Raw genomic sequence first — 25,716 nt, 5'->3', positions numbered from 1 at the left:
GCCCAGCGTTTCGCTAAGCGGGTGCAAATATACGACTGTTTTGTTACCCGGCAACTTTTTGGGAAGAAAAAAAAACTTTTTTTCAGGCCCAACGGCAAGACAAAAAACATCAATGAACGTTCGCACCATGTGCTCCCGAACGCCGCCAAAAAAAAGCTCCAACGGCTAACGGGCTGCAAATGTATGACCGTTTTTTAATTCTACAATAACTAAATCAAAAAAAAATAAAATTATTTTAATTATTTTTATAAATATCTGATTTTCAATTTTTTAAATTTTGAAAAAATGACTATGATTATCATAAACCGATAAAGCCTTGTATATCAATTATCTATTGAAAATCGTTAATTCGGCACAAGCACAAGAGCTTATATTACAGCTAGTTAAAATGCGTGTTTTCTAGGAAAAGAAATTCCAAACAAGGCCGAATCTAATCACAAAGTCTCGATATGGATAATTTGGAGCTGAATAAAAATTATATCCACTAAAGGATGAATTGAAATGTTCTGCCTTTAAAAAAATCCGAGTTTGCTGAATCCTGGCATTTATGAAGAAATCCAATAAGGGAAAACCTCCCAATTCTTCCGTATCCTGAACAAAGAATTCACCCAAAACAGGATTATAGCCGTTCATATTGTATTTTGTAAAGTACTTAAATGTCACCCCAGTTTGCAAATACATGGCCTTTTTAAAAACATCCGAGGAAAAATAGAGACTGTTCCTTGTGATCAGTTGGGGAACGTTCAAAACATTGGCTTCCTGCGATACCGTTTGATACATGACCGTATTGTTCAACGCGAACTTGCCAAGCCTGAATTCTTTGGCATACTTTAGCTTTAAATAGGAAATGCCCGTATCTTCCTGAAAAGGCCTTATGGCAGCTTGTTCCGCTCCTTCCGTAACTTCTATCACGGGGTCTGCCGCGAAATATGCGTAATTGTCCAAGTTTGTGTATTTGGCGGATATATTACCGAATAATTCCGAGTCAAGGGCAACTTCCAAACTATTGACCCTTTCCTTCTTAAAAATTGCCGTATTCTGCCAGTTATAATTTAGGTATTCGCTTTGATACAAGAGAAAATTAAAATTGGGCATCCTGGAAGATGAATGTAAATGAACTTTAAACCGATTCTTCTCGTTTAATCTGTAGCCCGCCGAAGCATTCAATATATTGCCCGATAAATCACCTGATAGATTATACCTAAAAGCACCTTGGAGTTCAAAACCGCCAATTGTCTTTTCATAATCGGCACCTAGGGCCAATTCCGTTCCATTAAGTTGGTTGCCGATTTCCTGTCCGCCTTCGGTAAAAAACACACTATTAAAAAAATAATTGTAGTGGAACATGTTTACATTGCCCTGCAACCTTCCCAAGGTCTTATTATAAAACTCAAGGCGTACTTGATTATACGTTGTCTTAAGATTTGCCTTGTCGTTTACGGGCGATAGGATAAGATCTCCAAAATAGGCATCCCCAGACGTTTGTAAAAATTGGTAATATTTGGTTTCATACCCAAATGTATGGCCCAAGGACAAAGAGGTTCTTTCCACATAGCTAGAATCCCTGTTCCTACGAATCAATTTATAGGCGTGTTCCAAATAATAGCGTTTACCCAGTACAATATTATCTGCATCATCGAAGCGAACATCCACTTTGGGCCTATCCCTAAATTCCGGGTCGCCTGCTTCAAACTGAAGTTCCTTTTCTATGAGTCCACCATTCTCTTGGGATTTGATATCCTGGGCGGCAATATGGGCCCTTAGAATATATCTTCCATTCTTGGATTGATAATTTGTAGTCGTTGTAAAATTCCCGGATTGAATCTGGTTGGAATTATATTTTCCCAAGGACCTATGGCCTTTATAGCCAATTGAGAAATTCAACCTTCTAGAAGTATTGAATGTAAGCATAGCATCCAATAATTGACCTTGCTCCAAGGTCGTTTTGAAAAGTATATCGGTCATGGGAGTAGGTACGTTATAATAATGAATGTCCTCCACTTCCCAATAGTCGAAATGTTTGGCCTTTGCGCCCAGGTTTGGATACAAAGTGGCCCTTTCAAAATCCAAACCAAGGTTATTATACGTTTGTCCAATATTGGAAAACGGCATCAATTCAAAATCATCCCTTCTTAAATAATTGTACTTATACTCTTTTTTAATTGTTAATGTGGTGTCCAAATAGGTAGTATCCCTTGAAAATGATATGATCTTATAGTCCTTTATGGTTATCTCATTGATACTGTCCCTAGCCAATTTAGGTTTTGGAAGTGGCTTTCCCTTCCTTTTTGTGTAAAGGGAATCCGTTTTGGAAATCGAATCTTTGACTTTACCATCGACTTCCTCCTGCTGGGCACTTAGGGAAAAAGTAAGACTGCTTAAGAAAACTAAGAGGAAATACTTCATGCATACTTTTATCAAGCGCAAAGTTAATTTTTTTGTTCCTAAGTAAATGTGAAAGTTTAAGACAAAAAAAAGCCCCAAAATTGGGGCCTTATATTTAAAATATCCTTTTCTCTATTCGAACGGAACTACCAAATCAGAACTTTTGTTCGCAACTAAAATTTGGTTCAAATCAATAATTGTTGTCGCAACCCCAGAACCGGGCTCATAAGTAATAGCGTCCAAATCATCAACCACAGCCTCTATAAAAGAAGGAATAACAGCAACTGTTCCCGGGTCGCCCTCATTAATGTTTTCATTCAATAGTATTTCATTTTCATCAATAACAAGTTTGACTCCCATGTCAACCAATCTTATGCCCTCAGAAATAAACACTTCTTGTCTAGTTCTATATAAAAGCTCTAAGCCAGCATCATCATCTTGCATTGAAACTATATCATCTTCTGTTAATGAAGTACCAGAAACTGACGGTACATCTACATCTCCAGATTGACGATCTAAAACCAATCCCTCTCTACCATTAACAACAATGGAGGAGTCATCTGGCCTTGAACCTTCATCAACCTGAGATCTTTGTTCTATGGAATCATCAATAGTACGGACCTCCCTAGTACCGATAAGGTCCAACAAAGAAGATAGATTAGTTCTCGCAGTAACAATATCGTTATCGGCCAAGGCTGCCTCCGCCAATATAAGATAAGCCTCTTCTGCTTTCATATAATGAACTGGCGCATCCTCATTTGGATCTAAGAACGAATATTTTGGATCCAGAAAATCAAGTGTTGGAAGCGGTTGTAAATCATCGAAAGTTGCCCTCTCATAGAGTGCGTCCTCAAAGGTATTACTTGGTCCATTGGATTCATCGAACCTTACAGTTCTATCAAAAGATGGATTCAAGGCCAAAGCCGCTTGTGCAGCTGATACAGCCTCAGCTTTATTACCCAAATAGTAATTGGCCCTAGCTTTTGCCAAATGATACTCCGGTTTAGCGCTAATAGAAATAGCTACATCAAATGCTGCAATGGCATTTAAATAATGTTGCTCTGACGATATTGGAACACCCACCGGTTCCGCAGGCAATGCGGAAAAGTACATGCCTGAAAACAAATAGGCAAGCCCTTCGAAATAATTGAATTCGGCCTCGGTTGCCGCATCATAGTTAGGATCTCCTGGACCAACCTCGTTTATGCCAAAAATGGCAAGCTCCCTTAACCTTTGAATATCGCGTTGCGTATCTCTCATATCCGGATCGGTAATCTGAATTTCCAATCCATCCATAAATTGATTAAAAAATGTTTGTGTATTCACGTAATTATCAGAACCTAATTCAGCTAATGTTAGTGTTTCCTGAAAAACCAAAGCTAGCTGCCTTTCCAGACCTGTAAGCCAAATGGAGGCAGAGTTAGGTTGCCCAACAACTGAGGCTTCTGATAGATTAGGGTTTTCAACTTCCTTAAAGTCTACTACATCCCCAAAATCACCGGTACAGCTAAATACTAAAATAGCCGTAAATGATATTATTAGTTTTTTCATCTTTTCAATTTTTTATTAAAATTCAAACCTCATCGAGGCAATATACGTTCTTGGTGCAGATTCTGTACCATAGGCAAATCCGCCACTAGCAAAACCATTTTGAGCTGAAATACCAGAACCTGTGGTCTCTGGATCAAATGTACCCGCTGTCCAGTTAAATGGGTTTGTTACGTTAAGACCCAATCTAATATTACTGAATAAAGGTTTTGCAATATCTCCTAGGTTATAAGATGCCCCAATGTTCCTAACTTTTAAGAAATCATTATCAAAGACAAAGAAATTAACATAATTGAAAGGTGATGTCGTACCTATCAAATCTTCTGGAATACCAGTATCGTCCGTACCTCTCAAATGTCTCAATAAGAAACTTAAATCTGTTATTTGTCCTCCAAATTGATAATCTGCGGTAGCAAAAAGATTAAAATTACCCCATGTATAGTTGAATCCCATAGAACCGAAATTAGGGGCAAACGTATCTCCCAAAGCTGTATTTGGTTCAAATGTATATGTTCCATCATCTTGTAGAACTGCGACCGTACCCCTAAGGTAACCCAAACTTTGTCCTTCCTCAACTACGGAGCCCAATACTGTAAATCCACCAACTACAAATGCAGGTGCGCCACCAGCATCTGTAACTATGTTCTCGTTCGTATTATATGAAAGATTTATACTAAGATTATGTTTTTCTGTTTGAATTGGCGTAGCCGTTAAAGCAAACTCATAACCTTTGTTCTCAACTTCACCAATATTCTGGATTTGGTTCGCCTGTCCAGATGATGGTGGATCTTGTGGCGTGAACAAGGCATCCTCGGTTATTCCGATGTACCTCGTACCGCTCAAGAACAACCTGTTGCTGAAAAACCCAAGTTCTACGCCAAATTCAGTTGTCTTAACTCGCTCTGAAACCAATTCATCGTTTCCTTGGTTATCAAATGTAAATGAAGGACCACCTAAGAATGGGTTTTGAGCAAATGTTCTATCCTGCGAGAAAGGTTGTGCAAAATTTGTTGCCTCACCATAATTTGCCCTCAACTTAATGGTAGAAAGAATATCCTTAAAACCAGAATTTATATAAAAATCATGGTCACTAAAATTATAGGTCAAACCAATTTTAGGAAGTAATAATGGATCTGTGTTGGCACCAGATGCTGTGTTTTGATCTAGTCGACCACCAAATTCCAAGAAAGCCACATCATAAATTCCAATATTCTCTAAAAAGTAAAGACCATAGTTGGCATTTTCAAGGACAAAATCAGAGAAAGTTTGCTCTGAGAAGTTGTTCAAAGAACGTGTTCCGTCCACACCTCCAGAACCATTCAATCTATTCTGTCTATCTGAAGTCCTAAAAAATTGAGCTCCCAGGATAGACACAAAAGAAAAGTTTTCTGTATTTGCTCTATGCGTTAAGTTTAAGTCAGTTGTCAAAGTAAAGGCGGACCTTAACACCCTGGTCAATGAACCTTGGTCTGTAGTTCCTTCTGCAATTGACCCTAGCGCTACCTGCAAGGTATTACTTAGAAGTTCCTCTTGAACCGTATTTCTATTATCAATACCTATTGTAGCGTTAACCTGAAGTGCATCGTTTATGTCATAGATAAATTTATTGGATGCAGTAATCCTGTTGGTACTACTCGTAATATCCACTAACTGACCTATATTCCTATATCTGGCCAACTCACTTTGCCATTCCTCATCCGTAAATTCATCAGTCGCACCTCTTGCAGAACCTTCTAAGTTAGAGAATCTAGAAAAACTTGTATTTGCATTGTAATCCAAATTGGATTCGAAATTTACATAAGAAAAGGAACCTTGATATTGTAATTTATCCGTCACCTTAGCGGTAAGACCAAAAGTAAAAGACCTTCTAATTTGTTCATTGATGTCATTGAAACTGTCATCTTTGTACAAACTACCCCCAAAATTATATGAGAACTTTTCTGAACCTCCGTTAAGGCCCACTCTGTATTCCTGGGACCAACCAGGTTCAAAAATTGCCTCGGCCGTTCTATCATATCTTAAGTAATCAGTCGTTGCTTTGATAACACCCACGTTACTTTCAAAAAAAGCAGAGCTTTTACCATCCTTTCCTTTCTTGGTTATAATTTGAATTATACCATTTGCTGCATCGGCACCATATAATGTGGTTGCCGCACCACCTTTAATATATTCAATCCTTTCTATAGATTCAACTGGGATATCCGCCAGTGCAGACACATTGGCGCCACCAGTGGCAATACCTAGTTGAGGATTTGAGTTCAAATTATCAACGCGTACACCGTCAACAATTATTACCGGTGTTGCAGACGTTGCTGCGGAAATTGGACCTCTCGTTCTAATGATGGCAGCCGTACCAGGCTGTCCTGAACTGAGCCTAATCTGTGCACTCGGAGTTGTAGACTGCAAAATTTGGTCAATCTGATTGGCTGGCAATTTATCAATATCCTCAGAATCCAAAGCATCCACTGTAGTTGAAAGCTTTCTACGTGCTATACCAGATCCTTGACCAGTAACCACCACTTCTTCCAAGGCCTGTGCATCTTCCTGCATTTGGACATTAATTACATTTCCCGATCCAACTGGCATTGTCACGGTCTTTTGTCCGATGTAGGAAAACCTAAGCTGCTTTCCCTCCTCTACATTAATCGAAAAATTACCATCAAAATCTGTTTGAGTACCGTTTGTGGTCCCCACTTCAACAATTGAGACTCCTGGTAAAGGAAGACCGGTTTGATCCGTCACGGTTCCCGTGACATTTTTTTCCTGCGCGTAGGAAAATGTTATGCTTAACACCAATAAAGGCAAAAGCATCCATTTAAACTTCTGTTTCATAGATTTAGTTTTTGAATTAGCAAGCAGCAAAACTCTCCAAAAAAAGGAACTATTCCAAAGTGATTCTTAACCCATAAACTAAAACTGTTAAAATCTAAGTGCGCAATTATCAACTTTTTATAATTTTTGCATTTTTTAACAGAAAAATTTCAAATATTTAACTTTTAAATTATCTATAGAAAATCGATACTTTTGTTAACAAAATACTAATATTTGGAAAATTTTTATCTTTTTTTTAACGAATGTGGAACAGACGAGGCTGGAAGGGGTTGCTTGGCCGGACCGGTTACGGCAGCTGCGGTGATATTGCCAGAGGGTTTTGTCAATACAACGTTGAACGACTCCAAGCTTTTATCCAGTAAGAATAGGGATTTGTTAAAACCTATTATTGAAACACAAAGCCTGGCCTATGGTGTCGCTCATATTCACCCAAAAAAGATTGATGAAATCAATATTCTCAACGCCTCCATTCTCGCCATGCACAAGGCAATCGACCAGCTGAAAGAAATTCCACCATATATTATTGTTGATGGCAACAGGTTTAAACCATACAAAAATATTCAACATACTTGTATCATAAAAGGGGATTCAAAATACATGAATATTGCTGCGGCCTCCATATTGGCCAAAACGGCTAGGGATGCCTATATGGAAGGAATCCATAAGGAGTTCCCAATGTACAATTGGAAACAAAACAAGGGTTATCCCACCAAAGAACATAGGGCCGCCATTAGGGAGTATGGAATAACCAAGTACCATAGAAAAAGTTTTAGGCTATTGCCTGAACAACTTACGCTAGATCTTTAAAAATCATAAATTTGCGAAAAGGCATTTCATGAAGGTAAAGCTACTGCTTACAATTCTAGGTTCCATCTTATTTATCAATTGTTCTACTGAAAAGGATACCAATGCTTCCTCTTTGGTCCTTGTACCTGGGAACGTTCCTTTAATCGTTAAAATAAATGACATGGATACCTTCCTATCTGAAATAGATGGGAATGAGATACTACAGAAGCTTCGGAATTCCAAGGATATTTCCCAATTGATCGACAGGCTCAAACCTTTGGGATATATAAAATCTCCATTGGGAGGGTATCTAGGACTCATGGAAGAAGGAAATAACAGTTTTAGTTTTGTATATATTCCCGTGGATAGTATTCCGCAGGTCGCTTTGGATAGTACTCTGAACAAAAGTGTTGAAAGCATATCAAAAGGGGATTTAAATTTCATTAGATACGAGGTAGATGGTAGTACTTTCTATACTTCGGTCATCCAAAACAAGGAAGTAGTGGGGTCATCGGAAGCCGCCATCGAGTCGGTCTGGAAGCACGTGGAAAATGAGACACCTGTTAAAGGGCAGTTCCTTAAATTCGACAAGATTGGAAACCCTGCAAAATCGGCACAAATCTGGTTGGACCTAAACAATGGTCGGAATCTTTTGAATAGGGTCTTTGGAGTGGAAAGCGAAACCGGGAAAGAGAAGTATTCTGACTGGCTTTCGCTTGATGTGTCGCTGGACAAGGATGCGCTCCTTCTAAATGGCTTAGCTATAGTAAATGATTCACTACCTTCCTTTTTGGGTCTATTCTCGAATACCGGCCCTTTGTCCAATAAAACGAACACCCTTGCACCAAATGGTTTGGATTCTTTTATTTCCTATACGTTTACCGACTTTAAAGATTTCATCAAGAACCAAAAACGTTTTTTTGATGATACGGGAAAAAGGGATTCCCTATTCACGGCCGTGGAGGAAATTGGGATTGGCCAAATGGACACTAATAGGGTATTGCTACTAAAAGCGTATGGAACAGCCAATATTTCGGATTATATACAGAGTATCCAGACCAACTCGATGGAATATCAGGGTAGCGAGATTATAGAATTAGGAAAGGATAGCCTGCTTCGTCAAAGTTTCTATCCGTTAGTCCAAGAATTTGATCCCAATTTTGCATGCGTTCTGGAAAACACCTTCGTATTTTCAGGGTCACGGGAAGGATTGGAAAGGTTTATTGATATGAACAAATCTGGGCAGACCTTTGACAAATCTCTCTTATTTGAAAACATCAAAGATTTAATCACTGAAGAGTCCACGCTATTATCGGTAGCCAATAGCAAAGGTATTGAGGACAATTTAAACCGAACAGGACTGGGAAGCTTATCCCATCTTTTTAAAAATACCGACTTGACCGATTTTCTATTTAGCTCACAGATAGTGTCAGATGCCGGTTTTCTGCACACCAACTATTTAATAAAAAAGATAAACGCTACCGGGAATAAATCTGGTACTTTGGAGATGTTCAGGGTCCAGTTGGACTCCGATATCTACCTAAATCCGCAATTTTTCACGAATCACAGAACCCATGGAAAGGACATCGTTGTGCAAGACCAAGACAATGTGCTTTATTTGATTACAAACAAAGGAAAGGTTATCTGGAAAAAGGAACTCGAAAGTGCCGTTCAGGGCAAAATCCACGAAGTGGACATTTATAGGAACGGGAAATATCAATTGGCTTTCACGACCAATAACCGGTTTTACATCATTGACAGGAATGGTAAGGAAGTGGCACCATTTACCTTTAAATATGATGGAGGAAACCTGAATCCCTTGGCGGTCTTTGACTATTCAAACAACAAGAACTATCGATTTGTGGTCACACAAGGTACGAAGGTTTATATGTATAATAACGAAGGGAAAATTGTTAGCGGCTTTAAGTATACCAACGCGGAAGATACCATTACCGGGGCTCCCCAGCATTTTGTAATTGGAACCAAGGATTATTTGGTTTTCAAATTGGCCAATGGACTTTTAAAAATTCTAGACCGAGTTGGAAATGACAGGATAAAGGTTAAGGAAAAAATTTCCTTTTCGGAGAACGAGGTTAAGGTTCATCAGAATAAATTCATAGTAACCTCCAAAGACGGTTTGCTTCACGAAATAGAACCCACGGGAAAAATTGGAAAATCCAGTTTGCAGCTCAATGCAGATCATGGATTTGATGCCACATCAAGAACTTTGGTAATCATGGACGACAACGTTCTGTCAATTAGAGGAAAAAAAGTGGAATTGGAGCTTGGTGTCTATACAAAACCCGCCATTTTCTATTTGAACGATAAGATTTATGTATCGGTAACAGATATACAAAATCTAAAGACCTACCTTTTCGATAGCCAGGCAGAACCCATAGTTGGATTTCCTGTGTTTGGAGCCTCAAGCATAGATATGGCAGATATGGACAATGACAACAAACCAGAACTTTTGTTGAAAGAACAGGACAACTCCATTACTGTTTATAAAATACAATAGACATTGCAATTTATACATCTTGGCACTCCTGGCATACAGGTTTTTATACTATCAATAAGATTTTATATCAACAAATGTGTTAACCTTTTTATATTGACTATATTAAGCTACGAAGACATTAAAATTTAAATGATGAAAATTGATAACACGGCAAGAAGATTTGTGTTGCCCTTTATGGTTTTTCTAGCCTTCTCATCAACAGCTAACGCACAACTCCTAAAAAAGCTGGGAAAAAGAGCCGAAAAAGCTGCGGAAAGGGCTGTAGAAAGAAGGGTGGACAAAGAGGCCACGGAAAAAACCGATCAGGTTTTGGACAGTATTTTAGAACCTGGTTCAAAAAAGGGAGGTAACCTTCAAGTACCCAATAACAAAGAACCCGAAGTAAACTCCAAAGAAAACAAACGTACTTCTGAAAACCCACCTGAAGTTAGTTCAGAAGGTCCTAAAAGTTTGGAGGTCTACAGCAAGTTTGATTTTGTTCCGGGAGACGAACAATTGTTCTTTGATGATTTTGCCAATGACTTTGTAGGCGACTTTCCGGCAAGGTGGAACACCAATGCTGGAGGCGAAGTGGTTATTCTAGGGGAAGACTCTGAAAAATGGTTTAAGTTAAAGTCTGGTTATAATATCTTTTTTATACCCAATGTGCCCAATCTACCAAATGACTATACGATAGAATTTGATGTTAGAGGGCTTGGGATGGAAAAATCATCCTCAACGGCCCGTTTAAGAATAGACCTCAGTGAGGACGGCAAATTTGATGAAGGAGAAAACTTCGTTCAGGCGAGCATACCTTTCTGTCAATATACACCGGTTGGGGTAACCGTAGAAAACAGAAGGAACAATAAACGAGAAATTTACAGTACGGTCGAGGCGGATTTGCGCAAGGCTGTTACGGAAGGTGCCCATATCTCTATTGCGGTGAACGATGAACGTTTTCGTCTTTGGGTCAATGAAACCAAATATATAGATGTTCCAAAGGCCGTTCCGCTGGAAAAATTACGCACTCTAAAGTTTCATGCCAATAATTTTAATGACGGCACGGAACAAGTATTTATTACCAATCTAAAAGTTGCCAAAGGCGGTGAGGACTTAAGGAGAAAGCTTTTGTCCGAAGGAAAAATATCCACCAACGCCATCCTTTTTAATTCTGGGTCTGATCAATTAAAGCCGGAGTCCATGGGTGTCATTCGGCAAATATTCCAGGTTTTGGAGCAAGACTCCAGCATCAACCTTAAAATAGTGGGTCATACGGACAGCGATGGTGCCGAAGATGCGAACATAAAACTTTCCAAAAGTCGCGCAGATGCCGTAAAAAAAGCCCTTGTTTCCGTGTATGGAGTGGATGCCGGTAGGCTTTCCACAGATGGAAAGGGAGAATCAGAACCTGTAGGGGACAACAAAACAAGCGATGGCAAGTCGCAAAACAGAAGAGTAGAATTTATCAAACTTTAAAACAACTATAAAAAATGAAAATCAAGTTCCTTTTTTTCTTTATCTTCCTTTATGGCACTTCACTTATGTTCGGCCAAAATGCCTGTAGTAAATACTACCCCATGGAAGAGGGCAGTACTTTTCAATACACCATGTACGACAAAAAGGACAAAGTAGAAGGTGTCACGGACTATGTTGTTTCCAACGTAGAAAATGATGGGGGCAATACCAAAGCAACCATGAAACTGACCTATACCGATGACAAAGGGAAAAATGTTATTGAGTCAGATTATAATATAACCTGTACCGGAAACGGTGTGAAAATCGACTATGAGAGCTTGTTTCCCTCTGAAATGAAAAAGCAATATGAGGACATGGGAATGGACATGCAGATTACCGGTACAGATATCGAAATCCCAAATGATCTCTCCGCTGGGCAGACCTTGGACGATGCGAATATAAGCGTTACCATGGATATGGGTGCGATGAAGATGAAGATCAACGTGGATACCTTTGACCGCAAAGTAGAGAAAATGGAAACGGTTACCACTCCAGCGGGTACCTTTGATTGCTATTTAATTACAGAGAATAGTAAATCCAAGGTGATGATGGCCAATATGGAAATGAGCAATAAGGTTTGGATTTCAGAAGGTGTAGGCATGATAAAACAGGAAACCTATGGTAAAAATGGAAAGTTGATGAGCCGCATGGAATTGACAAAATTTAGTAAATAACAACCATTAATACAATAAATATGAAAGCAAAATTAACCATAGCAGGATTGTTCCTTCTTTTCCTCACCTCCTGTATCAAAGATTATTATGGAGGTGGTGGCGGCAATGAAGAAATTGAGTTAACCTCGGAAAATTATCTTTATGAGGGAAGTATTGAAAAATACAGCCTCGAAAATCGCATTATGGAAATCGATGACCACTTAAATCAAAAAGACGAATTGCATCCTGACGAGGTTGATGCTTTACTCCTGGAAAAAGAGCAAACCAGCGAAAGAATAAGTATTTTAGAAGGTTTGGAAAAAGTATTGTTCGGCATTGTCCCTCCAATTCCCTGCGATATGCCCAATAACAAATGCGTACCAAAGAATCTACGATATATTTTGACGGATTTAGGGACGGAAGAAATATCTGTTCAAGTTTTCAATGCTAACCAAGAGCTTGTCGCAGAGACAAATGAATTGAGTCCGATGCCCGATTTGGATGGCTATAAGTATACTGAAATTTCAGTGCCAGAAGAATCCGGGGTTCTCTACTTTAGTATTGTAAAAATCGATTCCAAAGGAATGGAAACAGTTTATTTCCAAAAACTTGGTGAATAGGAAAGATCAATTTTATTATATTGGCCTTCAGATATGAAGGCCTTTTTTTTTCTGATATTTTTAAACTTTCTTTTAGTTGTCTACCTACAGGCACAACAGTCCCCATTGGGCAAAATCGCCTCTCTAAATACCCAAGCCGAATCCTATTATTATTCCGAGAAAGATTCTGCCAATTTTTATTATTTCCAAATCCTAGAGATTCAAAAAGAAAAGAAAGATCTGGATGGCATGTTGGAAACCTATTTTAATCTAGCAGGAGTGGCCAGTTATCATGCGGATCTTCATCAAACGGTATTTGTTTTGGGAAAATTGGATTCGTTATTATTCAATTCACACCAAAAAAATACGATAAGCTCTATTGAAAACAGAAATTATCTAAAATACTTTAAAGGAGATTATTTATATAAGTTAAACCAGAATAACAAGTCCATTGAAATTTTTAGAAATCTGATTGATGATATAGAAAATGTCCCCATATCTGAACGGACTCCTACAATGAACGGTTTAATGACCGCTGCCTATGGGTTTTTAGGAAAAATGTATATGCTTGAAGGGCAATATGCAAGATCCAAGGAAATTTATGAGCGAAATATCCGCGAACTTTCAGAGAATATGGAAGGCAATGAAGAATCTCTCTATGACCACTATAATCTTTTGGCACAAGTATTACTAAAAGAAAAAAAGTACCACGAAGCTAATAACTATCTCCTACGGAATTTTAGGTACAATCTCGAGAACGATAACCAAAACTCTTTGGTCTATGGAGGGTTTTACCTAGCGGAGAGTTATTTAAACCTATCTCAACCAGATAGTGCCCTTGTTTTTTTAAACAAGATTGAATCCACAGTACAAAAAAATCCTGTTTTCAATTCTTTGTACCAACTTCGTAAAGCAGATGTTTTGGAAGCAGAGAATAAATATGATGAGGCACTCTCCTTATTGGAAGGCACACTCACGTCTTTCACCAATTTAAATGACCAAACCTTCACTAGGGAACATGAAATTTATCTAAAAATTGGTGATCTAAATCGACAAATTGGCAAGAAAGAAAGTGCCCTTGAAAATTATAAACTTTCCCTAAAAACGCTTAAAACATCAGGAGCCGAGGCCATTAATGCTTTGGCTATCTACAAGAGAATAGCAGAAATATATAACGAACAGAAATCTGCTGACGGCTATCAAAAAAGTATAGAGACCGCTTGGAGGGGAGCAAATCTAATTGATTCCTTGAGGCCCAGTTTTACGGGAAGCGAAGATAAATTTCAGCTCATTGAAAATGCCTTTCCCTTATTTGAATCTGGATTGGAGGCTTATTACCAATTGACCGTTTTGGCACCAAGTGATTCTTTAGCAAGTAACATGTTCCACCTGATGGAAAAAAGCAAATCCGTGGTTTCTTTAGAATCATTGATGGCGACCAATGCAACCCGATTTGGACAAATCCCGGAACAGTTGATCGAACAGGAGGAATTATTGAAAGGACAAATTCTAATTTTAGAAAAAGCCGTACAAAGAAATACGGATTCTTCCTCTGAAAGCACTCAAGAACTTTTCCAGCGCAAAGAAGAATACCAGCAATTGATTGCAAGAGTGGAAAAAGAGTATCCCAAATACCATCAGTTAAAATATAATACTCAAACCACTTCTATTGATGTTCTGCAAAAGGTACTTGATCTTGATCAAGCATTTATTTCCTACTTCTATGGGGAACGGGCTATTTATGGAATATCCATTAGTAAAAACCAGGCCCAATTGGCTAAAATTGAATTGGATCAAACACTAGAAAAATCCATTGAAGAATTCAGAAAGATGGTTGCGGACCCCAAGTCGGATATTGATGCCCTTAAAAAAGTTGCGACAGGACTATATGCAAGTCTTTTGGCACCGGTACTTCCAAAAAGAAGTAAAAAATTGATCATTGCCCCAGATGGACCCTTGAACTATATTCCCTTTAGTGCGCTTATTGATCCTGAAAAACCGGATTCTTTTTTAGTTCTGTCCAAAGCTGTTTCGCATATCAATAGTGCCACTTTATTCATGCAATTGTTGAAACGAAATGTAAACAATGGCAAACTGTTGGCCTTTGCCCCCAGTTTTCAAGGGCAGACCATAGAGCCCGGAATCACTCGAAACAGTCTTTCACCCTTGCCCCACAATAAGGACGAGGTAATGGCCTTGAGCCAATTATTTGACGGTTCCATATTTGTACAGAATGAGGCCAGTCTTCAAAATTTTCTAGATCAAGCCGAGAGCTATGAAATTTTACATTTGGCCACCCACGCCGTCTATAATAACGACCAGCCAGATTTTTCTTATTTGGCCTTTAGCCCAAATACCGATAGTTTTCTGCTATACGTCAAGGACTTGTACAATTTACAGATCAATGCGAATTTGGTCACTTTGAGTGCCTGTGAAACCGCTTTGGGCGATTTAAAAAAGGGTGAAGGACTCATTGGCTTGACACGTGGTTTTTTCTATAGCGGTGCCAAAAGTATTACCAGTTCTCTTTGGAACGTAAACGACGCATCGACCACCAAAATGATGGGCGATTATTACCAATATCTGGCCCGGGGCGAGAACAAGGCCGTTGCCCTTCAGATGGCGCAAAAGGATTTTCTTAACCTAAATCGTGAAAACGCCTTGGCCCACCCTTATTATTGGTCAGGTTTTATTTTACATGGCAACCCGGTTAAAATTGCTTCTGGGGGCGCATGGTGGTTTTTAGTATTACCCATTATTATTCTTTTGGCTGTAGCTGTTTTTACTTTTGGCAAAAAAAAAGGTCAAACGGGGTTAGCCTAATTGCGATAAGCAACGAAAGAGAATCTAGAATCTACACGGCTTCCTGAGAAATTCCACAGATTGACTGCGAATCTACCTTGACCATTGGGATATCTACCTATGGTACACATCACCCCCCCTGTTGTATATGAATTTGCCGTTATTATAAAATCGTCATTCTCCGTTTCACCAAGAATTCTAATGGTAAAATTGCCAATATCTACTCTAGAAGCGGTGAAATTGCCAGTGCCCGATAGTATAGTACCATCATCTGCGACAATTCCGTAAGCAATGGGTATCATATTGGCGGCTCCGGTATTTGCGGAATGAACTTCGCCAATTGTTTTTATGTTTCCGTGCACTTCCAATTTTTCAGTTGGACTTGTTGTACCAATTCCTATATCACCATTTGCGGCTACAGTTAATCTAGGTAAAGCAAAGGTGGTCAAGTGCGTCTTGCCCGTACTATTTCCAAAACCCGTTCCTATCTCCATATCATCGTCTCCAGAAAAAATACCTAGGTAACCTTTATATCCACTACTTGTATAAAATGATGTAAAATTATCAGTGGTTGTGGACTCTATTCTTACCGGGCTGACGTTATCACTTGAAATATGTAATGTATTGTTTGGTGCTGTGGTACCAATGCCAACATTGCCTGAATCGTAATAAACATTTTCACCGTTTTCACTCCACAATGAACTGCCAACTCCTCCCGCTCCAATCACCAGATTACCATCGGCATCGGCTACCACATTACGTTCCCCGGCACCAGAAAGACTGTTGGAGCGGATGGTACCGTCAACGTGTAGTTTTTCTTCGGCCTGAAATACTCCAACACCAACATTACCCGTCCTGGATATCATCATTCTGGTGATATCATTTGTTCCTAAAAATAAAGGACCATCCCCTAAGTTTTCAAAAAATGCAATGGGCGAGCCGTCCAAATCGTTTGTAATGCCAACTTTAACACCATCAAATAAATCGGATCCCGAGTTGAAGGTAGTATACTGTGTGCTTGCCGAAGCTGGTCCGTGCACATGAAAAATTGACGACGGTTCAATTCCTATTCCTACCTTTCCGGAGCTATAATAAACATCACTTCCTGTTTGGCTCCAAAGAGAGACTCCTCCCCCAATTCCTGATTCGTCAGTACCCGGCTCCCACAAACTCATAGTCGCATTCCATTTGGGTACCTGCCCGTCGGCGGTGCCCACAAGACCTGTGACCACGCTGCCATCGCCCAACAAGATGCCCGTTTCATTGGTCACGTCAATTTCATTAGTCGGGTCGGCATCGGCATCGGTACCCCCACTGGGGATCGTCACAGTATTGCCGTCGGAAAGACTCAATTCGTTCGTAGCCGCATCAAAACTCAAGGTCTGAAATTCGTTGGTGGGATCGGCATCTGCGTCATTAATATAGGCCGCCAAATCTACCGTACCCAAGCCATTTTCAATACTCAATTGGTCGCCCGTAAGGACCAGATTTTGGTCGTCCGTTCCGCCCCCAACACCGGCATGGGCATCCACATAGGTTTTTACGGCCTTTTGGGTGGGTAAAATTGCATCACTGTTTAAGGCGAAAGTACCATCAGTAGATATATCTTCAACAATGGCTCCATCATTGATTTGTATCGACCCATTTACATGTACTTTTTCCACGGGGGAATGTATTAATTCGTTTCCGTTTCGTTGCCAATGTACATTACCTGCGGCCATGGCAAAAGGCACCCCTCTGATCGGGGTAATACCCATGGACTCACCATTTAAGGAAGTCTCCAAATACGCCGAAGTGCTGCCCCAGGGCAGGTTGTCAAAACCACCCTGTAAGGTAGCCCCTTGACCAATCGCCATGCTAAAAACGCCCTGCGGGTCGGTGGTAAGATCATGAACTTCTGAATAGGCAATCGGTGCGCCCATTCCTCCAAAACGCAAAGCAATGGTTACCGACATTGACGTGTTGACCAGCAACTCTCCATCGGCATCTCGGGCAACCCCTTGGTAGTTAAAACCCTGTTGGGGCATTTCTTGCGCCTTGACCACAGTGCCCATAAAAAGGAATGCCATAAGCAAGGCGTGCATAAAAAGTGTGTAGTAATTTTTCATAATCGTGCTATTTTCTATTTATTTTTTTTATGCGTTGAAACTATTTTGGTTTCTGTATTTTCAGGTGTATTCTAAGTACGCAACCCTTATTATGGGGCACTTATAGGCCCTCACAATAGGCCGATCCCGTGCGGGGGCCATTACCTTTTTCTCTTCATCTTATCTATCATGGCCCATTTCTTTGGTAAAGGCCATGCAACCCTCTTCGATTCCTTCCGAAAAGCACGAGGTAATGGTTTTCGATTTTTGTTTTATCCGCCTTTCCGATTTGGAAACACGACTTATTTGAATGGGGAACATTTTAAAAACTTCGGTGATTGTGTTCATGACTTTGTGGTTTTAAAAATGTTTTATTTGACTATTGTTATGAAAAGTGTTTTTCTTCTTTTTCTCTTATTTTTTGATGACTTTAAACAAATGGGGTTCCGTACCCTCAACATAAACTTGAAGTACATAAAACCCTTTACTCAAGGTTTCCAGATTCATTTGATGCAATGATTGATTTTTGGGCAAGGCGGTATCCATAATTTTTCTATGGTCCATGGCGAATATGGCAGCTCCAAATACAGGTAAACCGCCTGTGGAAATATTAATCTCACTTTGTACAGGATTCGGATAAACCATGAGCCCGTTCAAACTTTGTGTTTCATTGATCGGGATTACTTGCAGTGAACCCGACCAAAAACCCTGTTGCCATTCCTGGGATTTACCAATAGTGCCTACTATAGGTTCGCCCATGGTATAATTAATCTGAATTGAAGCGCCGGATACTGGTTGGCCACTAGCGCCCAGGACAGCTTTTGTGATTTCTTGGGCTATTGTTCCCTGAACAATAAATAAGAGGCTATAAATAAGTGTTCTCATTCTCAGGTTTTTCATTTAATGAAAAACCCGAATAAAGGTTAACAAGGAGAATATGGAAATTTAGTAATTGAAAATGAAGTTTAAGACCTAAGGTTAGACTAATCCAAACGAGAGATAAGTTCCTTGGCCCTTTCTTTACGATAATCAAAATGTGCCACTAGATACATGAGTGAGTTTTTGGCATTTTCCCTATCGCCCATTTTTAAGTAGGCCATTGACATGTACCAGTAAGACTCCGGTATGTATTTTGCCTTATTAGAGATGTTCAAATTCAAAAGTTCGATTGCCTTGCTATATTGTTCCAATTTTAAATGGCACTGCGCTTTGTAAAAATCAATGTACAATTGCTCGGGCATTTCAGAAAAAAGTTGTAGTGCCTGCTCATAATCCTCTGTTTCATAAGCGATAAAAGCCTTGCGCTCCAAGGACTCGGCTTCTTCGCCCCTGGTTATGGAAACTTCGGCATTGGGGTAGACTTGGAAATTTTCATCATACAAGGTATTCAAATTGGGATTGGAAAACTGCAAATATCCAAAGCCAATTAAAATAAGTATAGATGCGGCAACCAACCATTTTCTATAAGTTTTAATACTCTTGGTACTTTTGGAACTAGTGGTAACTTCTTTCTCAAAACCCTTTAGTTTGGATTTCAATTCAGTTCGATGCGATTCACCAATGACTTTTTGAAGATCCAGTTCAAAATCAAATTGATTTTTAAATTCCTTGTCGTTTTGTATAAGGTCATCGAAGAATGCCTTCTCTTCTTGGGTCAAGGAATTTGAAAAATAGCGCTGTATTAATAGTTCTTTTTCCATAATCAATCTGCATCAGCTTTGATACGTTCCTTTAAAGTTTTCATACAGCGGGACTTGGCCGCTTTTACAACATTCTCGTTGTTATAACCTCCAGATTCTACAATCTCCTGGATGGTAAACCCACGATAATAAAACAGGTTCAGTAGTTCCTTACATTGAGTTCCCAACGTCGCAAAATATTTTTGAAGTAGTTTTTGTTCGGCAGAAAGTTCTTCTGCACCCAAACTCAGCTCCTCCAATGATACATCAGCTTTCCCAACAACCTCCATTGGAAAATGCGAACCGACTGTTTTCTTATTTTTTCTCATTCGGTCAAAAATTAAGTATTTACCAATACTGAACAAATAGGTGGAAACACTACTATTCAATTCCGTAAGCTTGCCCTGCATAACGTTGTCGTAAAAAATCACATAAGCATCTTGATAAATGTCTATGTTATCATCTTCGGACAATTGATATTTACGTGCAAAATTCAAGAACTTCTCCCGATTGTCCGTATATATCTCACGTAACAGTTTCTCTGAACCGCTACGTAAATGAACGAGTATTTTGTTTCCCTCTGTTTCCTGCACTTTAATAACCTATGAGTAAAAAGGTTAACACCTTCAATGGCTAATTTAACCTTTTTATGAAAGAATAGTTTGCCTTTTATGGTAAAACAATATCCTTAAAAACCCATGTAATACTTGCCTTACAAGTGCGTTCCCGTTACCCATTTTTTATCTGAAATTTTTTTTAGTTCCTGTTAACCTTCATGGTTTTGTAACATCAATTACTATAATCCAAAAAATTATTGAATAATGAAAACACTCAATACACTGTTTGCTATTTCTGCTTTTTTAATCGCATACACAGCAATGTCGCAAAACAAGAAGGACGAAACCAAAAAGGAGGCACCTAAATCCGAAAATTTTATGGATCTCCAGACGAATACCTTGACCGACCTCTTTGGGTCTGATCTCTCGGGAACGCCAGATGGTAAGCAACTTAACTTCTTAGAATTGCTGGAACAATCGGACTTGCCTGAAGAGCAAAAAAAGGAATGGAGGAACTATTATTATCTGCAGTCCAAGGAGCTTACCCAAAAACAAAAAGATTCCTTGTCACTAGCACTTCACAAAAAGATGCAAAAGGCAATGATTAACAACAATTAAAACTTAAGACGATGAAAAATTTAAAATTGATAGCCATTAGTTTTATACTTCTTTGCACTTGCTATTCGTGTGAAAAGGAAGAACCATTTTCATATGAAGAAGATGTTCAAATTGAATCGACTTCATTAATCAGTCAAAAAATCATAAAAAATGGAGAACCTGGTTTTATCCTGGAGAGCAGGAATACAGAAATGGGTGGCTTTGCCAATCACGAAGTGGTATTGTTCAAAGGTAAAATATGGTCCATAGGAGGCGATAATTCTGGTACCCCACCCTATACCCCTGGTTCCGATATTTGGTCAAGTTCAGATGGTATCAACTGGGATTTTGTCCGAAATAATGCGTTTCCAGCGCGTCAAAACCATTCGGTCCTTGTCTACAAGAACAAAGTATGGGTCATTGGAGGTGTAGATGACCTAGGTAATGAATTGAACGATATTTGGAACTCTAACGATGGAATCAACTGGAGAAGAATTTCAAGATGGACCTCCATAGGTTCCATTGCCAACAACAGCTCCGTTATCTTTAAGGATAGGATTTATATTTTTATTGGTTCGGGTGAAGTCACAACCAAGGTTTGGTCGTCGAGTGACGGTTCTATTTGGAGGTTAGAAACATCAAATGCATTCCCGGTTCGCAATTATACAAGAGCCATTGCTTTTAAAGACTATTTATACGTTGTTGGGGGATTGGATCGCGATAGTGGTTCGTATTCCAATGATGTTTGGGCTAGTCATGATGGCATATTTTGGCGAAAAAACCTTCCTGGACCAAGTCCCGACCCCTCTCAAGAACGTATTTTTTCACCTAGAATTGAACATACCATGACTGAATACAATGGCAGGGTCTGGATTATTGGCGGTAAGGAGGAGGGAAACAATTTTTCAAACGAGATATGGTCCACCAGCAATATGAAATATTGGAAAAAACATCGGAATCTACCTAAATCAGCTACACTAAGCTCTCATGCTAGTTTACTATATGGGGATGAACTTTGGATTTTGGGCGGGTACCATCAACAATCTGACCGTTCGTCAGTCCTCAGTAGTTCTATATGGAGTATGAGATAATATGCAGGTAGATTAAAAAATTATTTCACCACTTTTTTTTGAAAAGGTGTTAACCTCTTTTAACTGATTACATAAAATGAAAATAATCCTTAAAAAATAATATTATGCAAACAATATTTTTAAATTTTAAACTTTTGATAATGACACTTAGTGCGGCATTGGTAATTTCTTGTTCCGCTGAAGATGGCGAAGACGGAGCCATTGGCCCACAAGGACCTCAAGGAGAACAAGGAATTCAAGGGACTTCGGGACAAGATGGTGAGGATGGCAATGCCAATGTAATCGCCTCTGATTGGTTCCCTACCCAATTCAGTTCCTCCCCCACAACTCTAACCAGTTTCAGTGTTCCGATGACCGAACTGACTGATGAAATGGCGAACAGTGCATTAATCATGGCCTATGGCAAACGCTTGGTCAATGGAGGTTCAACAGAAAGAATCTATTTACTACCGGTAACCATAGGCGAACGGACCTATCAGTTTTATGCAGAAGATGAAGAAGGGGACGGGTCTTACGATTTTGTATGTCAAGGCACCTCGGGCAGCGGTAATAACCTTGTCTTCAATACTTTTGTCGAAATAAGATATGTAATAGTACCACAGGGCACCCTTTCCGGCAAAGCGATTATGCAAGATATTACGAAAATGGAATACAGGGAAGCCATGGAATATCTAGGACTGAACTATTGAAAGAGATTTAAAAATCATTACATATAAAAAAACCTCGGCTTCACCGAGGTTTTTTTATATGACGGTGTTAACCTTTTTTAACTGATTACATCAATTGAAAAACAATTATTAAAAATTAAAATTATGAAAACCAAGACTAATTTTTTGACAATTTCATTGATGACCCTAGCCATATTATTTGTCTCTTGTGACAAGGATAGTATCGAAGGCCCGATCGGACCACAAGGACCGCAAGGCGAGCAAGGTATTCAAGGGCCTGTTGGACCACAGGGGCCCGCTGGTGAAGACGGAGAAGCTTTGGGCGTGCCAGGACCACAGGGAGAGCAGGGACCCGCAGGGCCTCAAGGACCAACTGGAGCGAACGGTGCTGACGGCGCCGACGGAAATGCCAATGTTACGACCTATACCTTTGACATGTCATCCAAATCTGGTAATTCAATACCAATAAATATTTCAGCATTAACGCAAGATGTCGTTGACAACGATTTGATCATCGGGTATTTGCGAAACTCACAGAGCAATACATACTATGCAATACCGGCAAGTGTTTGGCCCAATGGAACAGGCGGATACTATGATGTTGCCGTTGACATTGCCGTAGGAAAATTTTGGGTTCATTTTTACCAAGTAGGCACCCAAACTTTTAACCCCATTTCTTCCGTTGAACTGGGCGACCTAAAAGTTGTCGTGGCCGAATCAAATAGTACAATTGCCGGGAAATCAAAAAGACAAAGTCTTAGGGAAGAACTAAAGACAAACGGAGTCGATATCAATGACTACCGTGCCGTCATGGACTATTTTGGATTAGAATACTAAGATTCAAATCTGAATTTGCTAAAAACCGAGGCTTAAACCTCGGTTTTTTTTGTTATCTCAGCTTCAAAAAGTGCAGCAAAATGTTTTAGCAATTTCCCCTTAACCTCATCCATATCGACTTCTACCTTTCCCAACTCTACGTTTAAGGAAGTTACGGCTTTATCTTTAATGCCGCAGGGAATCATCAAATCAAAATAGCCTAGGTCCGCATTTATATTCAATGCAAATCCGTGCATGGTCACCCACCTACTGGCACGAACGCCCATGGCACAGATTTTTCGGGCGAAGGGCGTTCCAACATCCAACCATACCCCTGTTTCACCTTTGGAACGTTCGGCCTTCAAACCATACTCCGCCAAAGTGAGAATGACCATCTCCTCAAGAAGTCTTAGATATTTGTGTATATCGGTAAAGAAATTGTCCAAATCAAGAATAGGATAGCCCACAATCTGTCCCGGGCCATGATAGGTAATATCCCCGCCCCTATTTATTTTATAGAATTTTGCACCTTTTTCATTGAGGTCCTCCTCGTTTACCAAAAGGTTTTGGATATCTCCACTTTTCCCCAGCGTATATACATGGGGATGCTCCACAAAAATGAAATGGTTGGGGGTTTCCAATGCGGCTTCCTCCCTCCTGTTCTTGATTTTCAAATCCAATATTTGCTGAAACAAATGTTCTTGGTAGTCCCAAGTCTCCTTGTAATCCTTGACGCCCAAGTCCTCCAAAAATACAGTTTTGTTCATGGTGCAAAGATACGAATAGGAATAGGTTCGATCCTATTTTTCCAGCTCCACTTCAATATTGATGGATTCCGGGTCTTTTAGCATATCCAAAAAATTCACCTCATAGATCATGGTCTTCCCGTCCATGGAAAAAGTGGCATCCTCCACATTGGTGGATTTTACCCTTCGCGGAAAATGATATTTAAAAGTGTAGGTGGAACCTCCCAAAAACATTTCTGCGCTTTGCAGGCTATCCAAACTTTTTTGAAACATTTCCTTATCCCTGATTTTTGTATTTCTAAAGAAGCGGCTACCGCTAAAGGAATAGGAAACCTCGGTAGCATCATTTCCTGTGTTGCTTGGAACAGGTTGATTACCTGCCGAAGGACCCATGGTACTGGCATTTTGAAATGCGTTGAAAGCATCATTAACATCGGAAACATTCTTGAAATCAGAGAACATTTCAAAATTCATGATTCCATTGGGAGCATCTACCACCATGTGCAAGCTAAAAGGCTCCAATTTTTTGAGCTTTTCCTGTTCCTCCAAGGGTAATTGGGCAATACTATCTTTTTTCTCACGTAAAAGTTCCCTAAAAACCAACGTGGAATCAATAACCTTTTCTGTTTCAAGGCTATCGGATTCCGGTATCATTGACATCATTTCACTGCCGTCAAAACCAATACTCAATTTCCCTGAGCCGTCCCCATTAAAATAAATTTCCTCGGTAAAATTGCACGACACCAAAAACACCGTAAGCAAAATGGCCCATAATACACTTTTATATCCCATATTAATCTTGTTTAGTTTGGATTGTTCAAGATAACCAATGCAGCGATAACCCCGGGCACCCAACCACAAAAAGTTAAAAGCAATACAATTAGAAAGGATCCACACCCTTTGCCGATTACAGCCAAGGGAGGAAACAAGATAGCCAATAAGACCCGTATTAAACTCATTTTGATTTTTGATTTTGATTGATGTACCTATTAGTTGCTAAAGTATATGATTTGTTACAACCAAGTCTTTTCTTAAACCAAAAAATGACACCTTTTATTTATTATATACCAATAAAAATGAAACCATAATCCATATATTTCGTAACTAGTATATGAAAATAGAAGTTTGGAAAATGAACACTTTTAAGATTATAGCCCTCATTTTATTATTTCTTAATTGCACGGCAAATGAGAACGAATTTTTAGTGGGCTCTGGAGAGATAGGTTCAAAAGAGCAGAAAGTATTCAATTATCTGGCATTGGGCGATAGTTATACGGTTGGAGAAAGCGTTTCTTCAAATCAAAACTTTCCTATGCAACTATCTGAAAGAATTGAAAGTGAATTAAATACAAGTGTCGAAACAAAGATAATTGCAAGAACCGGTTGGAGAACAGATGACCTTCAAAACGGTATTTCGAATACAAGAATAGACAAACCTCAAGATTTGGTCACCCTCTTGATTGGCGTCAACAATCAATACCAAGACAAACCTTTTGAACAATATGAAAAGGAGTTTCCAGAACTACTGGGCATTGCCCTTGACTTTGTGGAAGGTAATGCTGAAAAGGTGTTGGTCATCTCCATCCCGGATTATGCGTTTACCCCATTTGGCCAATCTAGGGATGTGGACAAAATATCAAGGGAAATAGATAGGTATAACGAGTTTGCCAGGTCCATTGCAGTTGAAAATGAGGTTCGCTTTGTTGAAATTACGGATATTACCAGAATGGGCTTGGAGCAGCCCCAACTTGTAGCCAGTGACGGTCTACATCCATCGGGGGAAGCATACGGTAAATTTGTGGACCGCATCCTTCCTTTGCTATTGGAACATTTTAAAGATTAGCGCATTCTTACCTAT

22 protein-coding genes and 1 pseudogene are annotated in these 25,716 nt (G+C 39.5%); 12 read left to right on the top strand and 11 right to left on the bottom strand.

The features are described 5' to 3' along the window. Positions 1 to 198 (top strand): hypothetical protein (locus DZC72_RS17885; protein WP_207891721.1); only part of this gene is annotated, 198 nt, incomplete at its 5' end. A 201-nt stretch (positions 199 to 399) separates the two neighbouring features. Here DZC72_RS17885 and DZC72_RS09270 read toward each other — a convergent pair. The 3 genes from DZC72_RS09270 to DZC72_RS09260 all read right to left on the bottom strand — a co-directional run bounded on the left by DZC72_RS09270 (position 400) and on the right by DZC72_RS09260 (position 6,765). Beyond that, positions 400 to 2,406 (bottom strand): putative porin, encoded by a 2,007-nt coding sequence (locus DZC72_RS09270; protein ID WP_125222537.1) that lies wholly within the window; start codon positions 2,404 to 2,406, stop codon positions 400 to 402. Between the two features lie 111 nt (positions 2,407 to 2,517). Then, positions 2,518 to 3,936, bottom strand: a complete 1,419-nt coding sequence (locus tag DZC72_RS09265; RefSeq protein ID WP_125222536.1) for a hypothetical protein — start codon at positions 3,934 to 3,936, stop codon at positions 2,518 to 2,520. Between the two features lie 15 nt (positions 3,937 to 3,951). Next, positions 3,952 to 6,765 (bottom strand): TonB-dependent receptor domain-containing protein, encoded by a 2,814-nt coding sequence (locus DZC72_RS09260; protein WP_125222535.1) that lies wholly within the window; start codon positions 6,763 to 6,765, stop codon positions 3,952 to 3,954. A gap of 213 nt (positions 6,766 to 6,978) precedes the next feature. Here DZC72_RS09260 and DZC72_RS09255 point away from each other — a divergent pair, with 213 nt between their 5' ends. The 6 genes from DZC72_RS09255 (at position 6,979) to DZC72_RS09230 (ending at position 15,638) form a co-directional block, all read left to right on the top strand. After that, positions 6,979 to 7,572, top strand: coding sequence for a ribonuclease HII (locus DZC72_RS09255; RefSeq protein WP_125222534.1), 594 nt, complete (start codon positions 6,979 to 6,981; stop codon positions 7,570 to 7,572). Positions 7,573 to 7,600: 28 nt separating this feature from the next. Then, on the top strand, positions 7,601 to 10,069 hold the full coding sequence (locus DZC72_RS09250; protein ID WP_125222533.1) for a ribonuclease HII: 2,469 nt from the start codon (positions 7,601 to 7,603) through the stop codon (positions 10,067 to 10,069). Positions 10,070 to 10,198: 129 nt separating this feature from the next. Beyond that, the gene (locus tag DZC72_RS09245; RefSeq protein ID WP_243641688.1) at positions 10,199 to 11,524 is read left to right on the top strand and encodes an OmpA family protein; all 1,326 of its coding nucleotides are present in this window, start codon (positions 10,199 to 10,201) and stop codon (positions 11,522 to 11,524) included. 14 nt (positions 11,525 to 11,538) lie between these two features. Next, a complete protein-coding gene (locus DZC72_RS09240; protein ID WP_125222532.1) occupies positions 11,539 to 12,237 on the top strand; it encodes a TapB family protein in 699 nt (232 codons plus the stop codon). Between the two features lie 20 nt (positions 12,238 to 12,257). Then, entirely contained in the window at positions 12,258 to 12,836 is a 579-nt protein-coding gene (locus DZC72_RS09235; protein WP_125222531.1) for a hypothetical protein, read from the top strand. Between the two features lie 33 nt (positions 12,837 to 12,869). Then, positions 12,870 to 15,638: a CHAT domain-containing protein gene (locus tag DZC72_RS09230; RefSeq protein ID WP_125222530.1), complete on the top strand. Its 2,769-nt coding sequence runs from the start codon at positions 12,870 to 12,872 to the stop codon at positions 15,636 to 15,638. On the opposite strand, the gene DZC72_RS09225 is transcribed toward DZC72_RS09230, so the two are convergent. The 5 genes from DZC72_RS09225 to DZC72_RS09210 all read right to left on the bottom strand — a co-directional run bounded on the left by DZC72_RS09225 (position 15,635) and on the right by DZC72_RS09210 (position 19,976). Then, positions 15,635 to 17,725: a hypothetical protein gene (locus DZC72_RS09225; protein WP_125222529.1), complete on the bottom strand. Its 2,091-nt coding sequence runs from the start codon at positions 17,723 to 17,725 to the stop codon at positions 15,635 to 15,637. The genes DZC72_RS09230 and DZC72_RS09225 overlap by 4 nt on opposite strands. A gap of 159 nt (positions 17,726 to 17,884) precedes the next feature. After that, a complete protein-coding gene (locus DZC72_RS17775) occupies positions 17,885 to 18,052 on the bottom strand; it encodes a hypothetical protein (RefSeq protein ID WP_165869297.1) in 168 nt (55 codons plus the stop codon). Positions 18,053 to 18,118: 66 nt separating this feature from the next. Further along, positions 18,119 to 18,589, bottom strand: a complete 471-nt coding sequence (locus DZC72_RS09220; RefSeq protein ID WP_165869296.1) for a T9SS type A sorting domain-containing protein — start codon at positions 18,587 to 18,589, stop codon at positions 18,119 to 18,121. 98 nt (positions 18,590 to 18,687) lie between these two features. Beyond that, positions 18,688 to 19,404 (bottom strand): tetratricopeptide repeat protein, encoded by a 717-nt coding sequence (locus tag DZC72_RS09215; protein ID WP_125222527.1) that lies wholly within the window; start codon positions 19,402 to 19,404, stop codon positions 18,688 to 18,690. 2 nt (positions 19,405 to 19,406) lie between these two features. Then, positions 19,407 to 19,976 carry an RNA polymerase sigma factor gene (locus DZC72_RS09210; protein ID WP_125222526.1) on the bottom strand — a complete coding sequence of 190 codons (570 nt, stop codon included), beginning with the start codon at positions 19,974 to 19,976 and terminating at the stop codon, positions 19,407 to 19,409. A gap of 228 nt (positions 19,977 to 20,204) precedes the next feature. On the opposite strand from DZC72_RS09210, the gene DZC72_RS09205 reads away from it, so the two are divergent. The 4 genes and pseudogenes from DZC72_RS09205 (at position 20,205) to DZC72_RS18030 (ending at position 23,133) form a co-directional block, all read left to right on the top strand. Then, entirely contained in the window at positions 20,205 to 20,558 is a 354-nt protein-coding gene (locus DZC72_RS09205) for a hypothetical protein (RefSeq protein ID WP_125222525.1), read from the top strand. Between the two features lie 11 nt (positions 20,559 to 20,569). Then, positions 20,570 to 20,989 (top strand): annotated as a pseudogene (locus tag DZC72_RS18105) (hypothetical protein); the annotation flags it as partial. A 779-nt stretch (positions 20,990 to 21,768) separates the two neighbouring features. Continuing rightward, positions 21,769 to 22,317 carry a collagen-like protein gene (locus DZC72_RS09195; RefSeq protein ID WP_125222523.1) on the top strand — a complete coding sequence of 183 codons (549 nt, stop codon included), beginning with the start codon at positions 21,769 to 21,771 and terminating at the stop codon, positions 22,315 to 22,317. 123 nt (positions 22,318 to 22,440) lie between these two features. Then, the gene (locus DZC72_RS18030; RefSeq protein WP_165869295.1) at positions 22,441 to 23,133 is read left to right on the top strand and encodes a collagen-like protein; all 693 of its coding nucleotides are present in this window, start codon (positions 22,441 to 22,443) and stop codon (positions 23,131 to 23,133) included. A gap of 32 nt (positions 23,134 to 23,165) precedes the next feature. Here the strand turns inward: DZC72_RS18030 and lipB are convergent, their stop codons facing one another. Genes lipB through DZC72_RS09175 form a run of 3 tightly spaced genes read right to left on the bottom strand, consistent with a single transcriptional unit; the run spans position 23,166 to position 24,817 of the window. Continuing rightward, positions 23,166 to 23,879, bottom strand: coding sequence for a lipoyl(octanoyl) transferase LipB (gene lipB / locus DZC72_RS09185; protein ID WP_125222522.1), 714 nt, complete (start codon positions 23,877 to 23,879; stop codon positions 23,166 to 23,168). A 33-nt stretch (positions 23,880 to 23,912) separates the two neighbouring features. Continuing rightward, positions 23,913 to 24,650, bottom strand: a complete 738-nt coding sequence (locus DZC72_RS09180) for a hypothetical protein (protein ID WP_165869294.1) — start codon at positions 24,648 to 24,650, stop codon at positions 23,913 to 23,915. A gap of 11 nt (positions 24,651 to 24,661) precedes the next feature. Beyond that, positions 24,662 to 24,817 (bottom strand): YqaE/Pmp3 family membrane protein, encoded by a 156-nt coding sequence (locus tag DZC72_RS09175; protein ID WP_010518549.1) that lies wholly within the window; start codon positions 24,815 to 24,817, stop codon positions 24,662 to 24,664. Between the two features lie 152 nt (positions 24,818 to 24,969). Here DZC72_RS09175 and DZC72_RS09170 point away from each other — a divergent pair, with 152 nt between their 5' ends. Beyond that, positions 24,970 to 25,701, top strand: a complete 732-nt coding sequence (locus tag DZC72_RS09170; RefSeq protein ID WP_243641687.1) for an SGNH/GDSL hydrolase family protein — start codon at positions 24,970 to 24,972, stop codon at positions 25,699 to 25,701. Positions 25,702 to 25,716: the final 15 nt, after the last annotated feature.

The organism is Maribacter algicola (genome assembly GCF_003933245.1).
In the GTDB taxonomy this organism is placed as follows: Bacteria; Bacteroidota; Bacteroidia; order Flavobacteriales; family Flavobacteriaceae; genus Maribacter; species Maribacter algicola.
The sequence above is the reverse complement of the archived record's forward strand: the minus strand, read 5'-3'. Positions and strand labels throughout refer to the sequence as shown.

Excerpts from the sequence above, each read along its gene's own strand:
- DZC72_RS09170 (WP_243641687.1), top strand. The coding sequence starts at position 24,970 with ATGAAAATAGAAGTTTGGAAAATGAACACTTTTAAGATTATAGCCCTC.
- DZC72_RS09195 (WP_125222523.1), top strand. The coding sequence starts at position 21,769 with ATGACACTTAGTGCGGCATTGGTAATTTCTTGTTCCGCTGAAGATGGC.
- DZC72_RS09230 (WP_125222530.1), top strand. The coding sequence starts at position 12,870 with ATGAAGGCCTTTTTTTTTCTGATATTTTTAAACTTTCTTTTAGTTGTC.
- DZC72_RS09245 (WP_243641688.1), top strand. The coding sequence starts at position 10,199 with ATGATGAAAATTGATAACACGGCAAGAAGATTTGTGTTGCCCTTTATG.
- DZC72_RS09180 (WP_165869294.1), bottom strand. The coding sequence starts at position 24,650 with ATGGGATATAAAAGTGTATTATGGGCCATTTTGCTTACGGTGTTTTTG.
- DZC72_RS09265 (WP_125222536.1), bottom strand. The coding sequence starts at position 3,936 with ATGAAAAAACTAATAATATCATTTACGGCTATTTTAGTATTTAGCTGT.
- DZC72_RS09250 (WP_125222533.1), top strand. The coding sequence starts at position 7,601 with ATGAAGGTAAAGCTACTGCTTACAATTCTAGGTTCCATCTTATTTATC.
- DZC72_RS09235 (WP_125222531.1), top strand. The coding sequence starts at position 12,258 with ATGAAAGCAAAATTAACCATAGCAGGATTGTTCCTTCTTTTCCTCACC.
- DZC72_RS18030 (WP_165869295.1), top strand. The coding sequence starts at position 22,441 with ATGAAAACCAAGACTAATTTTTTGACAATTTCATTGATGACCCTAGCC.
- lipB (WP_125222522.1), bottom strand. The coding sequence starts at position 23,879 with ATGAACAAAACTGTATTTTTGGAGGACTTGGGCGTCAAGGATTACAAG.
- DZC72_RS09225 (WP_125222529.1), bottom strand. The coding sequence starts at position 17,725 with ATGAAAAATTACTACACACTTTTTATGCACGCCTTGCTTATGGCATTC.
- DZC72_RS09215 (WP_125222527.1), bottom strand. The coding sequence starts at position 19,404 with ATGGAAAAAGAACTATTAATACAGCGCTATTTTTCAAATTCCTTGACC.
- DZC72_RS09175 (WP_010518549.1), bottom strand. The coding sequence starts at position 24,817 with ATGAGTTTAATACGGGTCTTATTGGCTATCTTGTTTCCTCCCTTGGCT.
- DZC72_RS09240 (WP_125222532.1), top strand. The coding sequence starts at position 11,539 with ATGAAAATCAAGTTCCTTTTTTTCTTTATCTTCCTTTATGGCACTTCA.
- DZC72_RS17775 (WP_165869297.1), bottom strand. The coding sequence starts at position 18,052 with ATGAACACAATCACCGAAGTTTTTAAAATGTTCCCCATTCAAATAAGT.
- DZC72_RS09220 (WP_165869296.1), bottom strand. The coding sequence starts at position 18,589 with ATGAGAACACTTATTTATAGCCTCTTATTTATTGTTCAGGGAACAATA.
- DZC72_RS09205 (WP_125222525.1), top strand. The coding sequence starts at position 20,205 with ATGAAAACACTCAATACACTGTTTGCTATTTCTGCTTTTTTAATCGCA.
- DZC72_RS09260 (WP_125222535.1), bottom strand. The coding sequence starts at position 6,765 with ATGAAACAGAAGTTTAAATGGATGCTTTTGCCTTTATTGGTGTTAAGC.
- DZC72_RS09270 (WP_125222537.1), bottom strand. The coding sequence starts at position 2,406 with ATGAAGTATTTCCTCTTAGTTTTCTTAAGCAGTCTTACTTTTTCCCTA.